15 protein-coding genes and 1 tRNA gene are annotated in these 18,562 nt (G+C 68.2%); 11 read left to right on the top strand and 5 right to left on the bottom strand.

What is annotated here, in order from left to right; all coding sequences use genetic code 11:
• Positions 1-3 precede the first annotated feature (3 nt).
• The 3 genes from ileS (at position 4) to ispH (ending at position 4,456) form a co-directional block, all read left to right on the top strand.
• The gene (gene ileS, locus RAB71_RS16260; RefSeq protein WP_010341164.1) at positions 4-2,835 is read left to right on the top strand and encodes an isoleucine--tRNA ligase; all 2,832 of its coding nucleotides are present in this window, start codon (positions 4-6) and stop codon (positions 2,833-2,835) included.
• A 109-nt stretch (positions 2,836-2,944) separates the two neighbouring features.
• Positions 2,945-3,448, top strand: coding sequence for a signal peptidase II (lspA, locus tag RAB71_RS16255; protein WP_010341163.1), 504 nt, complete (start codon positions 2,945-2,947; stop codon positions 3,446-3,448).
• Between the two features lie 57 nt (positions 3,449-3,505).
• Positions 3,506-4,456 (top strand): 4-hydroxy-3-methylbut-2-enyl diphosphate reductase, encoded by a 951-nt coding sequence (ispH, locus tag RAB71_RS16250; protein ID WP_010341162.1) that lies wholly within the window; start codon positions 3,506-3,508, stop codon positions 4,454-4,456.
• 164 nt (positions 4,457-4,620) lie between these two features.
• Here ispH and RAB71_RS16245 read toward each other — a convergent pair whose 3' ends face one another.
• A complete protein-coding gene (locus RAB71_RS16245) occupies positions 4,621-5,340 on the bottom strand; it encodes a hypothetical protein (RefSeq protein ID WP_010341161.1) in 720 nt (239 codons plus the stop codon).
• Entirely contained in the window at positions 5,337-6,293 is a 957-nt protein-coding gene (locus RAB71_RS16240; RefSeq protein WP_010341160.1) for a membrane protein, read from the bottom strand. Before RAB71_RS16240 ends, RAB71_RS16245 begins: the two co-directional genes overlap by 4 nt.
• Positions 6,294-6,412: 119 nt before the next feature.
• On the opposite strand from RAB71_RS16240, the gene RAB71_RS16235 reads away from it, so the two are divergent.
• The 5 genes from RAB71_RS16235 to cyoD all read left to right on the top strand — a co-directional run bounded on the left by RAB71_RS16235 (position 6,413) and on the right by cyoD (position 10,715).
• A tRNA-Thr gene (locus RAB71_RS16235) sits at positions 6,413-6,488 on the top strand.
• A 317-nt stretch (positions 6,489-6,805) separates the two neighbouring features.
• Positions 6,806-7,747 (top strand): ubiquinol oxidase subunit II, encoded by a 942-nt coding sequence (cyoA, locus tag RAB71_RS16230; RefSeq protein ID WP_010341159.1) that lies wholly within the window; start codon positions 6,806-6,808, stop codon positions 7,745-7,747.
• Positions 7,747-9,747 (top strand): cytochrome o ubiquinol oxidase subunit I, encoded by a 2,001-nt coding sequence (gene cyoB / locus RAB71_RS16225; protein ID WP_010341157.1) that lies wholly within the window; start codon positions 7,747-7,749, stop codon positions 9,745-9,747. The genes cyoA and cyoB overlap by 1 nt, the downstream gene beginning before the upstream one ends.
• A gap of 3 nt (positions 9,748-9,750) precedes the next feature.
• Positions 9,751-10,377 (top strand): cytochrome o ubiquinol oxidase subunit III, encoded by a 627-nt coding sequence (cyoC, locus tag RAB71_RS16220; RefSeq protein WP_010341156.1) that lies wholly within the window; start codon positions 9,751-9,753, stop codon positions 10,375-10,377.
• The gene (cyoD, locus tag RAB71_RS16215; RefSeq protein WP_010341155.1) at positions 10,377-10,715 is read left to right on the top strand and encodes a cytochrome o ubiquinol oxidase subunit IV; all 339 of its coding nucleotides are present in this window, start codon (positions 10,377-10,379) and stop codon (positions 10,713-10,715) included. Before cyoC ends, cyoD begins: the two co-directional genes overlap by 1 nt.
• 199 nt (positions 10,716-10,914) lie before the next feature.
• Here the strand turns inward: cyoD and RAB71_RS16210 are convergent, their stop codons facing one another.
• Positions 10,915-11,388, bottom strand: coding sequence for a MarR family winged helix-turn-helix transcriptional regulator (locus tag RAB71_RS16210; protein ID WP_234006545.1), 474 nt, complete (start codon positions 11,386-11,388; stop codon positions 10,915-10,917).
• A gap of 107 nt (positions 11,389-11,495) precedes the next feature.
• On the opposite strand from RAB71_RS16210, the gene RAB71_RS16205 reads away from it, so the two are divergent.
• From RAB71_RS16205 to radA, 3 genes are all read left to right on the top strand, one after another.
• On the top strand, positions 11,496-12,266 hold the full coding sequence (locus RAB71_RS16205) for an SDR family NAD(P)-dependent oxidoreductase (protein WP_029561851.1): 771 nt from the start codon (positions 11,496-11,498) through the stop codon (positions 12,264-12,266).
• A 159-nt stretch (positions 12,267-12,425) separates the two neighbouring features.
• Positions 12,426-14,315, top strand: a complete 1,890-nt coding sequence (locus RAB71_RS16200; RefSeq protein WP_029561850.1) for a M61 family metallopeptidase — start codon at positions 12,426-12,428, stop codon at positions 14,313-14,315.
• A 435-nt stretch (positions 14,316-14,750) separates the two neighbouring features.
• Complete coding sequence (gene radA / locus RAB71_RS16195) at positions 14,751-16,136, top strand: DNA repair protein RadA (protein WP_010341150.1); 1,386 nt, start codon at positions 14,751-14,753, stop codon at positions 16,134-16,136.
• A 149-nt stretch (positions 16,137-16,285) separates the two neighbouring features.
• Here the strand turns inward: radA and RAB71_RS16190 are convergent, their stop codons facing one another.
• Positions 16,286-16,711 carry a hypothetical protein gene (locus RAB71_RS16190; RefSeq protein ID WP_138985723.1) on the bottom strand — a complete coding sequence of 142 codons (426 nt, stop codon included), beginning with the start codon at positions 16,709-16,711 and terminating at the stop codon, positions 16,286-16,288.
• A 437-nt stretch (positions 16,712-17,148) separates the two neighbouring features.
• Complete coding sequence (locus RAB71_RS16185) at positions 17,149-18,453, bottom strand: jacalin-like lectin (protein WP_010341148.1); 1,305 nt, start codon at positions 18,451-18,453, stop codon at positions 17,149-17,151.
• Positions 18,454-18,562: the final 109 nt, after the last annotated feature.

Genomic DNA, 18,562 nt, shown 5'->3' with positions numbered 1-18,562 from the left:
CCCGTGACCCAGGACTACAAAGCCACCCTCCATCTGCCGGCGACCGAGTTCCCGATGCGCGGCGACCTGCCCAAGCGCGAGCCGGACATCCTGGCGCGCTGGGAGAGCGAGGGCCTGTACACGCGGCTGCGCGACAACGCCCAGGGCCGGCCGCTGTTCGTGCTGCACGATGGCCCGCCCTACGCCAATGGCGCGATCCACCTCGGGCATGCGGTCAACAAGATCCTCAAGGACATCATCGTCAAGTCCAAGTACCTGTCCGGCTACGACGCGCCGTACATCCCGGGCTGGGACTGCCATGGCCTGCCGATCGAGATCGCGATCGAGAAGAAGTTCGGCAAGGTCGGGGTCAAGCTCGATGCCGAGCAGTTCCGGCAGAAGTGCCGCGAATACGCCAACGAGCAGATCGACATCCAGCGTCGCGACTTCAAGCGCCTGGGCGTGATCGGCGACTGGGACAACCCCTACCGCACGCTGGACTTCCATTTCGAGGCCAACGAGATCCGCGCGCTGGCCAGGATCGTCGAGAACGGCCACCTGACCCGCGGCGTGAAGCCGGTGCACTGGTGCTTCGACTGCGGCTCGGCGCTGGCCGAGGCGGAGATCGAGTACGCCGACAAGCAATCGCCGACGGTGGATGTGGCCTACACGGCCCGCGACGGCGCGGCGCTGGCCGCCGCGTTCGGCGCGACCCTGCCGGACGGTGCCGACGTGGCCGTGCCGATCTGGACCACCACGCCGTGGACGCTGCCGGCCTCGCTGGCGGTGTCGCTGGGGCCGGAGCTGGTCTATGCGCTGGTCGAAGGCCCGGCCCGCGACGGCCGCCGCCGCTGGCTGGTGCTGGCCGATGCGCTGGCCGAGCGCGCGCTGCAACGCTACGGGGTGGATGAGGTGGTGGTGCACGGCCGCGTCGCCGGCGCGGCGCTGGAACACCAGGTGCTGGCGCACCCCTTCTACGACGAGCGCGACGTGCCGGTGATCCTCGGCGACCACGTCTCCGACACCGACGGTACCGGCGCGGTGCACACCGCGCCCGGCCACGGCCAGGAGGACTACGTGGCGGTCAAGCCGTACGGGCTGCTGGAGCGCTACGGCGCGGCGCAGATCAACCCGGTCGATGCGCGCGGCGTGTACCTGCCGTCGACCCCCGCGGTCGATGGCACGGAGCTGGCCGGGCTGCACATCTGGAAGGCCAACGACGTCATCGCCGACCTGCTGGCCGGGCGCGGGCTGTTGCTGGCGCGCGCCAGCATGGTCCACAGCTACCCGCACTGCTGGCGGCACAAGACCCCGATCGCGTTCCGCGCCACGCCGCAGTGGTTCATCTCGATGGAGCAGGCCAACCTGCGCGCCGAGGCGCTGCAGGCCATCGAGGGCGTGCACTGGTACCCGGCCTGGGGCCAGGCGCGCATCGCCGGCATGGTCGCCGGGCGTCCGGACTGGACGATCTCGCGCCAGCGCACCTGGGGCGTGCCGATCGCGCTGTTCGTGCACCGCGAGACCGGCGAGCCGCACCCGCGCAGCACCGAGCTGATGCGCCAGGTCGCCGACCGCGTCGAGGAGGGCGGGGTGGACGTGTGGTACGCGCTGGACGCCGCCGAGCTGCTCGGCGACGAGGCGGCCGACTACGACAAGATCACCGACATCCTCGACGTCTGGTTCGATTCCGGCGTCACCCACGAGGCGGTGCTGACCGAGCGTGGCCTGCCCAAGCCGGCCGACCTGTACCTGGAAGGCTCCGACCAGCACCGCGGCTGGTTCCAGTCCTCGCTGCTGACCGGCGTGGCGCTGGACCACGCCGCGCCTTACCGGCAGTGCCTGACCCACGGCTTCACCGTGGACGAGCACGGCCGCAAGATGTCCAAGTCGCTGGGCAACGGCATCGAGCCGCAGGACATCATGAAGACCCTGGGCGCGGACATCCTGCGCCTGTGGATCGCCTCGGCCGACTACAGCAACGAGATGTCGCTGTCGCAGGAGATCCTCAAGCGCAACGCCGATGCCTACCGGCGCCTGCGTAACACCGCACGCTTCCTGCTCGGCAACCTGCACGGCTTCAACCCGGCCGTGCACCTGCGGCCGCTGCCGGAACTGGTGGCGCTGGACCGCTGGATCGTGCACCGCGCCTACGAGGTGCAGGAGCAGATCAAGGCTGCCTACGCGCGCTACGACTTCGCCGCCATCGTGCAGGCGCTGCTGAACTTCTGCAGCGTGGACCTGGGGTCGCTGTACCTGGACGTGACCAAGGACCGGCTGTACACGATGGCCGAGGACTCGCACGGCCGGCGCTCGGCGCAGACCGCGATGTTCCATGTGGCCGAGGCCTTCGTGCGCTGGATCGCGCCGATCCTGAGCTTCACCGCCGACGAGCTGTGGGGCTATCTGCCGGGCGCGCACCTGGGCAACGTGCTGTTCGCGACCTGGTACGAGGGCCTGGCGCCGTTGCCGGACGACGCGGCGCTGAGTGCGGCCGACTTCGAGCAGTTGCTGGCGCTGCGCGAGCAGGTGGCCAAGGTGCTGGAGCCGATGCGCGGCAACGGCGTGATCGGCGCGGCGCTGGAGGCGGAGATCACCGTCGCCGCCGACGCCGCCACCGCGGCCAAGCTGCAGCCGCTGCAGGAAGAGCTGCGCTTCCTGTTCATCAGCGGCGACGTGGTGGTGCGCGAGGCCACGACCGACGAGATCTTCGTCAGCGCCCAGGCCACCGAGAAGCCAAAGTGCGTGCGTTGCTGGCATTACCGCGCCGACGTCGGCGCCGACCCGGCGCATCCGGAACTGTGCGGCCGCTGCGTCAGCAACATCGAAGGACCGGGCGAGGAGCGCCGCTGGTTCTGAGTCCCGTCCCCGGCCACGCGGCTTGCGCGTCGCCGGGGCCGACGGCGGCGCCGTGGCTGTCGCGCCGTCCATCCTTCCTTTCCTTCTTCGCCCAAGGCGGACTTCCCGCATGACCGCACGACCCAACCCTTCCGCCCTGATCTGGCTGCTGCTGTCGGCCGCGGTGATCGGCCTGGACCAGTGGAGCAAGGCCTGGGTGCTGTCCAGCCTGCCCGAGTTCACCGCGGTGCCGGTGATTCCCGGTTTCTGGAACTGGTACCGGACCTATAACACCGGCGCGGCGTTCAGTTTCCTGAGCCAGGCCGGCGGCTGGCAGCTCTGGTTCTTCACCGCGCTGGCGGTGGGCATCAGCGGCCTGCTGGCCTGGTGGCTGGCGCGTACCCCGCGCGGCGAGTGGCGCAGCGCGCTGCCGTACGCGCTGGTGATCGGCGGGGCGATCGGCAACGTGATCGACCGGCTGATGCACGGCCACGTGGTCGATTTCATCCAGTGGTACGTGGGCGAGCACTACTGGCCCTCGTTCAACATCGCCGACTCGGCGATCGTCGCCGGCGCCATCGGCATCGCCCTGTTCGGCGTGTTCGACGGCAAGGCGAAGCGAAAAGCGGGATAATCGGTGCCACTCTCCCTGTCGAAGCGCCTGGCCCCCTGCGGCCGGCGGATCTAGCTAATGGATGTCCTGCTCGCCAACCCCCGTGGCTTCTGCGCTGGCGTCGATCGCGCCATCGAGATCGTCAAGCGCGCCATCGAAACCCTGGGCGCACCGATCTACGTGCGCCACGAGGTGGTGCACAACCGCTTCGTAGTCGACGACCTCAAGCAGCGCGGCGCGATCTTCGTCGAGGAACTGGACGAAGTGCCCGACGGCAACACGGTGATCTTCAGCGCCCACGGCGTGGCCCAGGCGGTACGCCAGGAGGCCGAGCGGCGCGGACTGAAGGTGTTCGACGCGACCTGCCCGCTGGTCACCAAGGTGCATTTCGAGGTGGCCCGGCACTGCCGCGCCGGCCGCGACGTGGTGCTGATCGGCCACGCCGGCCACCCCGAGGTGGAAGGCACGATGGGGCAGTGGGACCGCGAATGCGGCACCGGCCGCATCTACCTGGTCGAGGACATCGAGCAGGTCGCCACGCTGCACGTGCAGCAGCCGGAGAACCTGGCCTACACCACCCAGACCACGCTGTCGGTGGACGACACCCGCGGCATCATCGAGGCGCTGCGCGCGCGCTACCCGGCGATGCAGGGGCCGAAGAACGACGACATCTGCTACGCCACCCAGAACCGTCAGGACGCGGTGCGCGACCTGGCCAGGGAGTGCGACCTGGTGCTGGTGGTCGGCTCGCCGAACAGTTCCAATTCCAACCGGCTCAGCGAGCTGGCGCGGCGCGACGGTGTGGAGTCCTACCTGATCGACGGCGCCGACGAGATCGACCCGGCCTGGATCGCCGGCAAGCGCCGCGTCGGCCTGACCGCCGGCGCCTCGGCGCCGCAGGTGCTGGTGGACGGCGTGATCGCGCGGCTACGCGAACTCGGCGCCGATGGCGTGTCGGAACTGGCGGGCGAGCCGGAGTCGATGGTGTTCGCGCTGCCCAAGGAACTGCGGCTGCGGCTGGTCGACTGACGGTCGCGTTCGGTCGCGCGTTTGTGCTGGAGAGGCGGCTGTCTTGGCGAGCCGTAGGAGCGGCTTCAGCCGCGACGGGCCTTATCGGGAACGCCCGTCGCCGCTGCAGCCGCTCCTACGAAATAGCTGAGACGGCGCGATGCGCGCCCTGAAGCCACTACGGCTTACTGGCGCTGCAAGCCGCGCGGCCGCCCCTGCGCATCGAAGTCGATGCCCACGGTGACGCGATCGCCTTCCACGCCATCGGGCATCCAGCGCAGGCGGCCGCGTCGGCCCACCAGCACGTACACGTGATCCACCTTCTTCGGCTCGGCCTGTAGCGCCTGGCCCTGTTCCTGCAAGGCCGTGGCCACCCGATAGGCGCCTTCGAAGTCGATGTCCTGCAGCGCGGCGGTGTCGGTGGCCGGCTTGAGGAACGGTCCGAACATGCGCGGATTTACCGGCGCATCCTTGTGCCAGGTCGCGTCGTGGAAGCTGTATTCGTCCACGTGGTCCGGCTGCGCGGGGTCCAGCAGTTCGAGCCCGATCCGGTCATCGTAGAAATGCACGGCATGGAACACGCGCAGGTCGTGGCCCTGCAGATCCGGCAGGTCCGCCAGCGCCTGCCGTGCCGCGCGCAGCCGCTGCGGGTCGAACAGCAGGTTGCCGCGCGGTGCCGGCGTCGGCGCCGGCTCGGTGTCGGCAGCACGGGCAGCCGGGGTCGGCGCCGCCAGCGATTGCGGCGTGGAGGGGGACTGCAGGGTAGCCCCTGGGCCCGCCGCCTGCAGGCGCGATCCCGCCTGCAGGGTGGCGCGGATGGTGTCCCAGGCGCCGCCGGCGAAGGCGACGCCGCCGAGCAGCAGCACCACGCCGGCGAAGACCAGTGGGGTGCGCGGCGTCTTCATGGCAGCTCCAGGTCGGCGCGGGCGGGGTGCTGCGGGTCGTACAGCACCGACACCGTCTCGCGCGGCAACTGCCCGACGTCGAGCAGCGACACGAACCGTCGCATCGTCGCCTCGTGCGGGTTGCCCGACGCGTCTTCGAACGCCACGCGGAATTCCACCTGCGGCTGCTCGTTGAGGGTGGTGCCGGTCTGGCGCACGTCCAGCACCCGCGCACGGGCGCGCAGGCCGCGGTACTTCAGGGTCTCGTCGGTGGCGTTGCGGCGGATCACGCGCAGGATCACGCGCAGCGCCAGCAGGTAGCCGTTGAGCACCAGCGCACTCATCAGCAGCGGGTGGTTGAAGGTCAGGAAGGTCCAGCCCAGGCCGCGGTTCTGCAGGCGCCAGGCCACCACGTAGGCCGCGCCGACCAGGACCACCAGCAGCACGGCGCCGGCTGTGCGGCGGCACAGGCTGGCGTGGTCCAGAGCCGGCTCGGCGTCCTCCAGCACCAGGTTCGGGGTGGTTCCCGGCGTGGTGCTCAGCCGCAGCGGCATGGTGCGTCCGCTCTCGAAGCGGCGTTGCGCCGGCTTGCGGTCCACGATCAACACGGTGTCGCGGATGGGGGTGCCGGACAGGTTGTCGAAGGCCAGGGTCAGCGACAGCTGCGGCCAGCCCTTGACCTCGACGCCGGTGGGTGCGGCGCGTTCGATCAGTGCCTCCCGGCGCACGCCGTGGGCGAGCAGGTGGCGCACGCGCTGCAGGGCGCGCCCGGGCATCAGCAGCAGCGTGTCCAGGTAGGCGTAGAGCAGGTGCAGCCACAGGCCCAGCGACAGCGCCAGCAGGATCAGCGCCCATGCGGGCGTGCTGGGCTGGGCCAGCATGCGTGGCCAGTCGCTGGCGAAGTAGAGGATGCAGGGGAAGGGGATGGCGAAAAACAGCAGGAACGCGAGCCAGAACCAGGCGAACAACTTCACGATGAGCAGGGGGAGGGCGGCGGCGGGGCGGGAGGGTAACCCATCGATTGCGGCGCGCGCGCGAAGGCCCGCGCGGCGATTGACCCCGGCCCGGGCCGACGCCTAGAATTGCCAGTTCCGCCGGAATAGCTCAGTCGGTAGAGCGGCGCATTCGTAATGCGTAGGTCGCAGGTTCGACTCCTGTTTCCGGCACCAGTCGTACCCAGAAGGCAGCCGCGAGGCTGCCTTCCTGGTTTCTGCGCTCCCGTTTTTCTGCGACGCAGGTCCGTGCGCGCAGCGGCCTGCGACGCCGTGTCGCAGCCGGGTGCGGCAATGTGTCGCACATAAAAACGCGGCCTGGCGCGCGCCCGGGCTTGTCAATGACTTCCGGAGTTGCCGCACGGCAGCATAAAATGCGTCGTTGATCGCGCATGCCGGCCCGGATGCCGCGGCGGACGCGGGACAGCCCTCTCTACGGCGCCCCGCCTCCCGCTCCCGCGCGGTTCGCATCCCCTACGCAATTGGATCGTTCGATGATTCCGTTGAAACAACTCCGGCGCTCGCTGCGCTCCGGTCTGTTGCTGCTGGCCGCACTGCTGTTGGCCGGCTGCAACTCGGCCATCCTCAACCCCAAGGGTCAGATCGGCCACGACGAGAAGACGCTGCTGATCACCTCGGTGGTGCTGATGCTGCTGGTGGTGATCCCGGTCATCGTGATGACCCTGGCCTTCGCCTGGCGCTACCGCGCGTCCAACACCAAGGCCCGCTACGAGCCGAACTGGTCGCACTCCACCGCGATCGAGGTGGTGGTGTGGTCGATCCCGTGCATGATCATCCTGGTCCTGGCGGTGCTGACCTGGCGCTCCTCGCATGCGCTGGATCCGTACAAGCCGCTGGACTCCAAGGTCAAGCCGATCACCATCGAGGCGGTGGCGCTGGACTGGAAGTGGATGTTCATCTATCCGGAGCAGGGCATTGCCACGGTCAACGAGATCGCGTTCCCGGTCGACACGCCGCTGAACTTCAAGATCACCTCCGACACGGTGATGAACTCGTTCTTCATCCCGCACCTGGGCACGCAGATCTACGCGATGGCCGGCATGGAGACCAAGCTGCACCTGATCGCCAACGAGCCGGGCGAGATGTTCGGCCTGTCGGCCAACTACAGCGGCCACGGCTTCTCGAAGATGGGCTTCGCCGCGCATGCCACCGACCGCGCCGGCTTCGACGCGTGGGTGGCCAAGGTCAAGGCGTCGCAGAAGACCCTGGACCAGGCCGAGTTCCAGGTGCTGGCGGCCAACCGCAACGACAAGGCCGCCTACCCGGTGACGTACTACGCCTCGGTGCAGGACGGCCTGTTCAAGTCGTTGATCGACAAATACATGATGGGCAAGGGCCACAAGATGGAAGGCCACGACGCTCATCCGGCATCGGCTGCTGAGCCGGTCGCCATGTGCACTTCTGGAGACAAGTGATGCTAGGCAAACTCACGCTCGAGGCGGTTCCGTACCACGAGCCGATCATCATGGCGGCCCTCGGCGGCGCCGGCCTGCTCGGCCTGCTGGTGGTGGCCGCGGTCACCAAGTACAAGCTGTGGGGCTACCTCTGGAAGGAGTGGTTCACCTCGGTCGACCACAAGCGCATCGGTGTCATGTACATCGTGGTGGCGCTGGTCATGCTGCTGCGCGGCTTTGCCGACGCGGCGATGATGCGCACCCAGCAGGCGATCGCGCACGGCGGCAACGAAGGCATCTTCCCGCCGCACCACTACGATCAGATCTTCACCGCGCACGGCGTGATCATGATCTTCTTCATGGCCATGCCGTTCATGACGGGCCTGCTGAACCTGATCGTGCCGCTGCAGATCGGCGCGCGCGACGTGGCGTTCCCGTTCCTGAACTCGCTGAGCTTCTGGCTGTTCGTGGCCGGCGCGGCGCTGGTCAACATCTCCCTGGGCGTGGGCGAGTTCGCGCAGACCGGCTGGCTGGCGTACCCGCCGCTGTCCGGGCTGGAATACAGTCCAGGCGTCGGTGTCGACTACTACATCTGGGCGTTGCAGATATCGGGCCTGGGCACATTGCTCACAGGCATCAACTTCTTCGTGACGATCATGCGCATGCGCGCGCCGGGCATGACCCTGATGCGCATGCCGATCTTCACCTGGACCGCGCTGATCACCAACATCCTGATCATCGCCGCGTTCCCGATCCTGACCGTGGCGCTGGCGCTGCTGGGTGCGGACCGCTACCTGGGCACGCACTTCTTCACCAACGACGGTGGCGGCAACGCCATGATGTACGTCAACCTGATCTGGATCTGGGGCCACCCGGAGGTCTACATCCTGATCCTGCCGGCGTTCGGCATCTTCTCCGAGCTGATCGCCACCTTCAGCCGCAAGCGCCTGTTCGGCTACACCTCGATGGTGTACGCGACCTCGTGCATCGGCGTGCTGTCGTTCATCGTGTGGCTGCACCACTTCTTCACCATGGGCTCGGGCGCCAACGTCAATGCCTTCTTCGGCATCACGACGATGATCATCTCGATCCCCACCGGCGTGAAGATCTTCAACTGGCTGTTCACCATGTTCCGCGGCCGCGTGCACATGACCGCACCGGTGCTGTGGACCATCGGCTTCATCATCACCTTCGTCATCGGCGGCATGACCGGCGTGATGCTGGCGATCCCGGCGGTGGACTTCGTGCTGCACAACAGCCTGTTCCTGATCGCGCACTTCCATAACGTGATCATCGGCGGCGTGGTGTTCGGCTACCTGGCGGGCCTGACCTACTGGTTCCCGAAGGCGTTCGGCTTCAAGCTCAACGAGAAGCTGGGCAAGGCCTCGTTCTGGTGCTGGATCATCGGCTTCTTCATCGCCTTCATGCCGCTGTACGTGCTCGGCTTCATGGGCATGACCCGGCGCATGAACAGCTACAACCATCCGGAGTGGGCGCCGTGGCTGATGGTGGCCGCGGCGGGTGCGGCGATCATCGGCACCGGCATCTTCCTGAACCTGGTGCAGATCGGCTACAGCATCTGGAAGCGCAAGGACAACCTGGACCTGACCGGCGACCCGTGGGACGGCCGGACCCTGGAGTGGGCGACTTCCTCGCCGCCGCCGTTCTATAACTTCGCGGTGCTGCCGCACATCGACGACCGCGACCAGTTCTGGGAAGACAAGCTCAAGGGCAAGGGCTGGCCGCGTCCGGCCAAGTACGAGCCGATCCACATGCCGCGCAACACGGCGGCGGGTCTGTGGATCGGTGCCTTCAGCGTCGTCATGGGCTTCGGTCTGACCTGGCACATCTGGTGGATGGCGGCGATCGGCCTGGTCGGCATGATCGGCAGCTTCATCGCGCGCACCTTCGATGACGACATCGATTACTGGGTCCCGGCGGAGGAAGTGGAGCGCATCGAGAACGCGCGCTTCGCCCTGCTGGAACAGCAACACGCGGCCAACGCCGCAAAGGCGGTCTGAACCATGGCTTCCACGACGCTCGATCCCCACGCCGCCCACGCGGGCGGCCACGACCACGACCACGAACATCACGACGCGGGCGGCAACACCGTCTTCGGGTTCTGGGTCTACCTGATGAGCGACTGCCTCATCTTCGCCGGCCTGTTCGCCACCTATGCGGTGCTGGCCGGTGCGACGGTGGACGGCCCGACCGCCAAGGAACTGTTCGACCTGAAGTTCGTGCTGGTGGAAACCTTCCTGCTGCTGTTCAGCAGCCTGGGCTTCGGCCTGGCGATGATCTCGGCGAACAAGCGCAGCATGGGCGGCCTGTACGGCTGGCTGGCGGTCACCGCGGCGCTGGGCCTGGGCTTCCTGGGCATGGAACTGTACGAGTTCCACCACCTGATCGAAGAAGGCGCCGGCCCCGGCCGCAGCGCGTTCCTGTCGGCCTTCTTCACCCTGGTCGGCACCCACGGTCTGCACGTGGCCTCGGGCCTGCTGTGGATGACCGTGCTGGTGATCCAGATCGCCAAGAACGGCCTGACCCCGCGCAACATGACCCGCCTGGCGTGCCTGAGCCTGTTCTGGCACTTCCTGGACGTGATCTGGATCGGCGTGTTCACTATCGTCTACCTGCTGGGAGCGCTGTAATGGCCAACCATCATTCCTCCGACACGCACGCCGAGCACGGCCACGGCGGCGGCCTGAAGTCCTACTTGGTCGGCTTCGTGCTGGCGGTGATCCTGACCGTGATCCCGTTCGGCATGGTGATGAGCGGGGCGTTCCCGCGCGGCGTCACCGTCATCGTCATCGCGGTGCTGGCCGCGGTGCAGATGCTGGTGCACCTGATCTACTTCCTGCACATGGACCGTTCGGCCGAACAGCGCTCCAACGTGCACGTGGGCCTGTTCTCGCTGCTGATCATCGGCATCGTGGTAGTCGGCTCGCTGTGGGTGATGCACAACCTCAACGTCAACATGATGCATTGAGGGCGGCACCGCCGCAGGTTCGCGAAGGCCGCCTCCGGGCGGCCTTTTGCGTTCTACGGTCCGGTGCGGCCGCCCTGCAAGGTGCAGATGGCCGATAGGCGCGACGTCGGCGTCGCGGGTTTTTAGCGATCGGCGTGCCGAGGCGACCCGCGCGCATCGGCGCCGGGGGCCGGCCACGACGACGTGCGGCGCGCCGCTGTCAGCTGCGGTCCGAGCCGAGCGTCGCGGAGAGTTTCAGCAGGACCTGCGCGTCTTCCGCGCTGAGGCGATCGAGCAGCCAGGTTCTGACCGCGGCGGCGTGGATCGGCTGCGCCGCCGCGATCTTCTCCCGGCCCAGGGGGGTGATGACCACCGTCACCACGCGCGGCTCGGCGTCGCTGCGGCGGACCAGGCCGCGCGTCTGCATGCGCGTGAGCTGATGCGACAGCCGGCTCTTGTGCCATCCCATGGAATCGGCGAGCGCCTGCTGGCGCAGCTCGCCCTTGCCCAGGTCCACCAGCCTCGACAGCACGCCGAAGTCGCTGCCGCTCAGGCCGGCATGGTCGGCCAGGTCCTTTTCGACGGCCGCCATCACCGCCTGGCCCATCTGCTTGAAGGCGTGCCAGATCGCCAGTTCGCCTGCGGAGAGTCGTGCGTGCTTCATGCGATCACCATAGGCGGCGCCGGTTGACATGGCAACCCGGACGGCGTATCTCTGGGTTGACGTGACAACCAATGCGTGGCCGCTGGCAGGCGTGCGATGCCAGCCGAGCGGACGCGCAGTTCCCGGAGGCGATGGCGATGTCCGCAACGACGTTCGCAGGTGTGGATGTGGTGGTGACCGGCGGCAGCGACGGCATCGGGTTCGGCCTCGCGCGGCGCTTCCTGGCCGCGGGCGCAAACGTGCTGGTCACCGGCCGCGATGCAGGCAAGCTCGACCGCGCGGCTGCGGCCGCGCCCGGCCTGCAGACCCTGGTCAACGACATCGGGGTCGCCGAAGAGCGCGAGCGACTGGCGCAGTACCTGCAAGCGCGGCATCCCGGGCTGCGCGTGGTCGTCAACAACGCCGGCATCCAGCGGCGTGTCGCGCTCGCCGACGACCAGGCGCCCTGGGCCGAGCGCCAGCGCGAGATCGACATCCTGTTCGCTGCCGTCGTGCATCTGAACCATTTGCTGGTCCCGCTGTTGCTGCAACATGGAGAGCCTGCGCTCATCGCCAATGTCTCCTCCGGCGGCGCCTTCGTTCCGCAGCCGTTCGCCCCGGTCTACAGCGCCTGCAAGGCGGCGCTCCACAGCTATACGTGCAATCTTCGCTTCGCGCTTGCCGCGACGCAGGTCAGGGTCGTCGAGATCATTCCGCCCGCGGTCCGCACGGCGCTGGCGGGCCCGGGCATGGCCCATGGCGTGGACCCGGACGACTTCTGCGACGCCATCTTCGCCGGCTTCGCGGCGGGACAGGCCGACGAACTTGGCTTCGGAATGACCGATACGGCGGAGTTTCGGCAGCGTCTCGACGTGGAGCGTGCCGTGTTCGATGGATTCTCCGGGCGTTTTCCCGTGCGAAGGTACTGAAGCGCGATCTGCCGCGTCTTCGGATTCGCCTCTCGTCGAGCGCGGCGCCGGGTTGGCCGCGCGATCGCCGGGGCATGACCTATGGCATGGCACGCGGCGGCGGCGCAGGCATAGCATGGAGGTTTGCCTGTCCGCTGTCGTTCGCCCCTTGGAGACCCCATGAAGAAGTCCACCGCCTGGATGGCGCCGTTGCTGCTGGCCGCCACTGTCGCGTTCCAGGCCTCGGCGCAGACCGCCCCGCCGCGCGACGTGCCGTTCGCCGGCACGCTGAAGATCGATGTCGATGCCACCGATCTGGCCCATCGCATCTTCCGCGTGCGCAGCACCATCCCGGCCACGCCGGGGCCGATGACCCTGCTGTACCCGCAGTGGATCCCCGGCAACCATTCGCCGACCGGCCCGATCGACAAGCTCGCCGGGCTGGTGATCAAGGCCAACGGCAAGGTGCTGCCGTGGACGCGCGACCAGTACGACGTCTATGCGTTCAAGGTCGACGTGCCCGCCGGCGTCAGCGAGATCGTCGCCGAGTACCAGTTCCTGTCTTCGCAGGGCGACGGCCAGGGCCGGGTGATGATGACCCCGGAGATGCTCAACCTGCAGTGGAACACCACCGCGCTGTATCCGGCCGGGGTGTACGCGCGCAACATCAAGGCGCAGGCCAGCGTGACCCTGCCGGCGGGCTGGAGCTATGCCACCGCGCTGGAGACCGCCACGCGCAGCGGCGACACGGTGACCTTCAAGCCGATCGATTTCGACGACCTGGTCGACTCGCCGATGTTCGCCGGCAAGTACTACAAGCGCATCGTGCTGGACGACAAGGCCAAGGCGCCGGTGGCGCTGAACGTGTTCGCCGACAAGCCCAAGTCGCTGGAGGCCAAGCCCGAGCAGGTCAAGGCGCACGTGGCCCTGGTGCAGCAGATGGACAAGCTGTACGGCGCGCGGCACTTCGACCACTACGAGTTCCTGCTGGCGTTGACCGACAAGCTCGGCGGCATCGGTCTGGAGCACCATCGCTCCAGCGAGAACAGCGGCCCGCTCGACTACTTCACCGAGTGGGACAAGAGCTGGGAGATGCGCGACCTGCTCGCGCACGAGTTCAACCACTCCTGGAACGGCAAGTACCGCCGCGGCGCCGACCTGGCCACGCCCAACTTCAACGTGCCGATGGGCGACAGCCTACTGTGGCTGTACGAGGGCCAGACCCAGTTCTGGGGCGAGGTGGTCGCCGCGCGCGCAGGGCTGTGGACCCAGGACCAGGCGCGCGACATGCTGGCCAACGTCGCCGCGACCTACCAGCGCGGCCGGCCCGGCCTGGCCTGGCGCGCGCTGCAGGACACCACCAATGATCCGACCATGTCGATGCGCCGGCCACGCGCCTACCGCAGCTACCAGTTGAGCGAGGACTACTATTCCGGGGGGCAGATGGTCTGGCTGGAGGTCAACGCCAAGCTGCGTGAGCTCAGCGGCGGCAAGCGCTCGCTGGACGATTTCGCCAAGGCGTTCTTCGGCATGCACGACGGCGCCTGGGACGTGAATCCCTATACCTTCGACGACATCGTCGCCACGCTCGACGGCATCGCCAAGTACGACTGGGCGACCCTGCTGCGCAGCCGTCTCGATGCGCACGATTCGCTGGTCGGCGGCATCGAGGCCAGCGGCTGGAAGCTGGTCTATACCGATCAGCCGAACGCGGCCAACAAGACCAGCGAGGCGCGCAACAAGAGCCTGGACCTGAGCTATTCGCTGGGTCTGAGCCTGGACCAGCAGGGCCAGGTGCAGGCCGTGCTGTGGGACAGCCCGGCGTTCAACGCCGGCCTCATCGCCGGCAACCGCGTGGTCGCGGTCGGTGGCCAGGAGTACAGCGCCGAGGCGCTCAAGGACGCGATCACCGCGGCCAAGGGCGGCAGCACGCCGATCGAACTGCTGGTCAAGCGCGGCGACCGCTACGACACCTTGCGCATCGCCTACCACGGCGGTCTGCAGTATCCGCACCTAGAGCGCATCGCCGGCACGCCGGATCGCCTGAGCGAGCTGTACAAGGCGCGTTGATGTTGGCGGATGCGGCCGACGACCCGGCGCCATGGCGCGCCGGGTGGTAGGCAGGGTGCGTCATGGCGTCTTGAGTGGATCTTCCGGCCGCTGCGGATCGCCCAAGGCCGCAGCGGCGCCATTCCTGCAGCCAGCGGAGCGTCGTGTGGGAGCAACTTCAGGCGCGACGAGCGGGAAAGGCAACGCCTCCCGGGCAGCGTGCAGTCGGGACTGAAGTCCCTCCCACAAGGCATCGACTGGGCGCATCGTGTAGGAGCGGCTTCAGCCGCGATCGGGCATGACCGGTAACGCCAGGTCGCGGCTGAAGCCGCTCCTACGGAAATGCCTGGTTTGCCTGCCCGCCGATGCCGCTGCACGAGCGCGGCGCACCTCCGTCGCGGACGCTGAGACCGCCAGCCACTATGCTGATGCATTGTCTGAGCGGACCAGAAGCAGATGGCGAAAGCGAAAACGGCCTATGTCTGCGGCGAGTGCGGCGCCGAATACAACAAGTGGCAGGGCCAGTGCACCGAATGCGGTGCCTGGAACACGTTGAGCGAGATCGTGCTGGAGAGCGCGGCCACGGCCAAGGCGCCGGCCGCGGCGCGGCGCAGCGGCTGGGCCGGCAAGGCCGAGACGCCCAAGATCACCGCGCTCAAGGACGTGGAGCATCGCGACCAGGCGCGCGTGTCCACCGGCATCGGCGAGTTCGACCGGGTGCTGGGCGGCGGCCTGGTGGAAGGCGCAGTGGTGCTGATCGGCGGCGACCCCGGCATCGGCAAGTCGACCCTGCTGCTGCAGGCGCTGGCGAAGATGGCCGGCACGCTGCCGGTGCTGTACGTGACCGGCGAGGAATCGCTGGGCCAGGTCGCCGGGCGCGCGGTGCGCCTGGACCTGCCGCTGGACGGCCTCAACGCGCTGGCCGAAACCGGCATCGAGCACATCCTGCAGCATGCCAGCGCGGCGCGACCCAAGCTGATCGTCGCCGACTCGGTACAGACCCTGTGGACCGAGGCGTTGACCGCCGCGCCCGGCTCGGTCAGCCAGGTGCGCGAGAGCGCGGCGCGGCTGGTGCGCTACGCCAAGGAGACCGGTACCGCGGTGTTCCTGGTCGGCCACGTCACCAAGGAGGGCGGCATCGCCGGCCCGCGCGTGCTCGAGCACATGGTCGATGCGGTGCTGTACTTCGAGGGCGAGAGCGGCAGCCGCTTCCGCCTGCTGCGCGCCTTCAAGAACCGCTTCGGCGCGGTCAACGAGCTGGGCGTGTTCGCGATGGGCGAGAAGGGGCTGAAGGAAGTCTCCAACCCGTCTGCGATCTTCCTGTCCGGCGGCAGCGCGCACCAGCCCGGCAGTTGCGTGATGGTCACCCGCGAAGGCACGCGGCCGCTGATGGTGGAAGTGCAGGCGCTGGTCGATGCCTCGCCGCTGTCCAATCCGCGGCGCGTGGCGGTGGGCCTGGAGCAGAACCGGCTGGCGATGCTGCTGGCGGTGCTGCACCGCCATGGCGGCATCGTGGTCGGCGACCAGGACGTGTTCGTCAACGTGGTCGGCGGCATCCGCGTGCAGGAGACCGCGGCCGACCTGCCGGTGCTGTTGGCGGTGCTGTCCTCGCTGCGCGACCGGCCGCTGGCGGAGAAGACCATCGCCTTCGGCGAGGTCGGCCTGTCCGGCGAGATCCGTCCCGTGCCCAACGGCGAGGACCGGCTGCGCGAGGCGGCCACGCACGGCTTCAAGCGCGCCATCGTGCCCAAGGCCAATGCGCCCAAGACCGGCACGGTCAAGGGTATGGAAGTGATCGCGGTGGAGCGTTTGTCGCAGGCATTGGAGGCGGCGAGCGAGTGAGTGCGGCGTGCAAGTGACCGCGCGGGCCGTCCTCCTGCAGGGCGGCGCGTATTTCGTGGTCCCTGCAGGAGCGGATCATCCGCGACCGGCACAGTCGTGTCACGGCTGACGCCGCTCCTGCAGCGCTCCACCGCCTTGTCAGGCACGCTTCATCGGCAGTGCACGTCGGACAATGCAACTCTGATATCGCCCTTGTAGTCGACATAGCCCATCGATCGCACGCATTTGTTCTCTCCGTCGATGCGCACGGGGCCTGCCTCATAGGCATAGGTGCCGTCGTCGCGATCCCACCACGGATCCCATTGCCACACGCCGCAGGTGTCCTTGTTCGGCTTGCAGACATACACCTCCACACTGGTGGTCAGCGGTTTGCCCCAGGTCGGGCCTGCGTGGGAAAACACCGCGCAGTTCTTGCCGTTGGCGCTGTTGTAGTACATCTGCAGTTCGCCGACCTTTTCGCCGCCGACGCGCACCGGCTTGTAGTCGATCAGGGTGCCGCCGCACGCATCGGCGCGTGCCTTGCCGGCATGGCCAAGGGCGAACAAGGCAAGCAGTGCAAGAGCGAGATAACGCATAGAGATCTCCGTCCATTGGGTGGCTGTAGTCCAGCGTCGCGTGTCCCTGGCGGATCGGTGGATCGGCATTGCCTTGCGCAATGCGGGACATGCAGGACCACGTTGCATACGCCCGATCCTGCCGCCGAGGCTAGCGCGATCCGCAACGGAGTGCGTGAAAGCGACGGAAGCTCGGTTGTGCTGCGAGCGCTGCGGTGCAGCATCGCGCGTTGCGCGCTCGAGAAAATCGCAGCATGGCCGGGCATCGCACAGGTCGCGTAGCGTGGTGGCCCGATGCAGCCGCTGGATTGGGCCGCTACCGTGGTAGCGGTACGGAGGGCTGCGTCATGCCAGTGAGCGCCTGGCACTTACCGGCCTGCGACGCCGGGACGGCGGCGGCGTTGCAGACGCCGCCGCCGTGTCGATCCCGATTTTGGTGCGACGGCTGTGCGCGCCGCTCAATCCTTGCGGTAGACCACGCCGAGCTTGTCGATCTCGTCGCCGTCGCGGCCGGTGAAGCCGGCGATGTGCCAGCCGCTGGGTGCGGTGAGCGTGTAGGTCTCGGCGGTCGGCGTGCCGGCGCTGAGGCTGCGGCCCTGGTTGGTGCGCAGGCTCAGCGAGAACAGCCGGGTGTGGCCGTTGTACTGGCCCACGCTCAGCGTGGCCGAGGTCAGTCGCTCGTTGGCCGCCAGGCGCAGCGTGACCGGATCGCCGCCACTGCCGCCGTGGGCCAGGGTGCTGCCGTTGTCCAGGCCCAGCGCGATGCCGTCCAGGCGCTCGGCGCCACGCAGGGTCACGCTGGCGATCGTGCGCTGCTCGGCGCCCTTGGAGATGTCGTTGAACGGGGTGCCGTGCGGGCCGCCGAACTGGTCGCTGGTGCGCACGGTGGTCCCGACCGCCCAACCGAACTGCGCGGCCAGCGGGTAGTGGTCGGACAGCGGCTTGCCGGCGCTGTCGTAGAAGTTGCCGTCGTCGAGCTTGTAGCGGTTGGCGACCAGGGTCAGTTGCGGCGCGTCGCGGTACAGGATCTTGTCCACCACCTCGCAGTCGTTGGTCGGCGGGGTGCCGCACAGCAGCGGCGCGGCGCCGGCGGCCGGGGCGCTGCCCTTGACCAGTTCCACCCAGGCATCGGTCAGGCCGTTGCCGGCGATCAGCGTGCGGATGTTGTCGTCGGCGCGGGTGTAGCGGGTGTTGGAGTCCATCATCACAAGCACCGCGTTGCCGGCCGACCAGGTCTGGATGAACTGCGAGAGCTGGCTGATGTTGGCGCGCCGCGCGGCCAGGTCCGCGCTCTCGGTGCCGGCGTTGGGATGGGCGTTGTACACGTCGAGCAGCACGCCGTCGTCCAGGCGCACGCGCATGTAGCTGAAGCCCTTGGGGGTGAGGCAGTCGGTGCCGTTGCACTTGTCCCACTTGATGCGGGTGAAGTCGTCGAAGCGATAGTTGCTCAGCGTGTTGAGGCCGTCGCCGATCGCCGCGCCGCCGCTGGTGGGCGTGCGGTAGGGGTGCTGGTCGCCCGCGTACAGCGTGGCGTGGTAGTTGAAATCTTCCTGCACGTTGATCAGGCCGTACGGCGCCAGCTTCGGTGCGATCTGGGCGGTGTTGGCGGCCGGGTTGCTGCTGGAAATGCCCTGCGGCAGGCCGGCGACGTTGTAGGTGAGTACGTCGAGCACGCCGACGTCCGATTGCGCGTGGACCACGCCGGCGCAGGCCAGGCTCAATCCGATACCGTAGCTCACGAGGGTGCGTAGATGCTGGATCATGAATCGCCTCTTGCGGGTTGGGAGGAACAGCGGGTGGCGCGAGCGCCAGGGGGCGGTGCCGGAAGGCACCGATGCCGCCGCGCGACCGGCCGGGGCCGGCGCACGTGGC

Origin of the sequence: Xanthomonas sacchari, from assembly GCF_040529065.1 — a bacterium.
Lineage (GTDB): Bacteria > Pseudomonadota > Gammaproteobacteria > Xanthomonadales > Xanthomonadaceae > Xanthomonas_A > Xanthomonas_A sacchari.
Note: the sequence above shows the minus strand (reverse complement) of the source record. Positions and strands in the feature narration are given on the sequence as shown.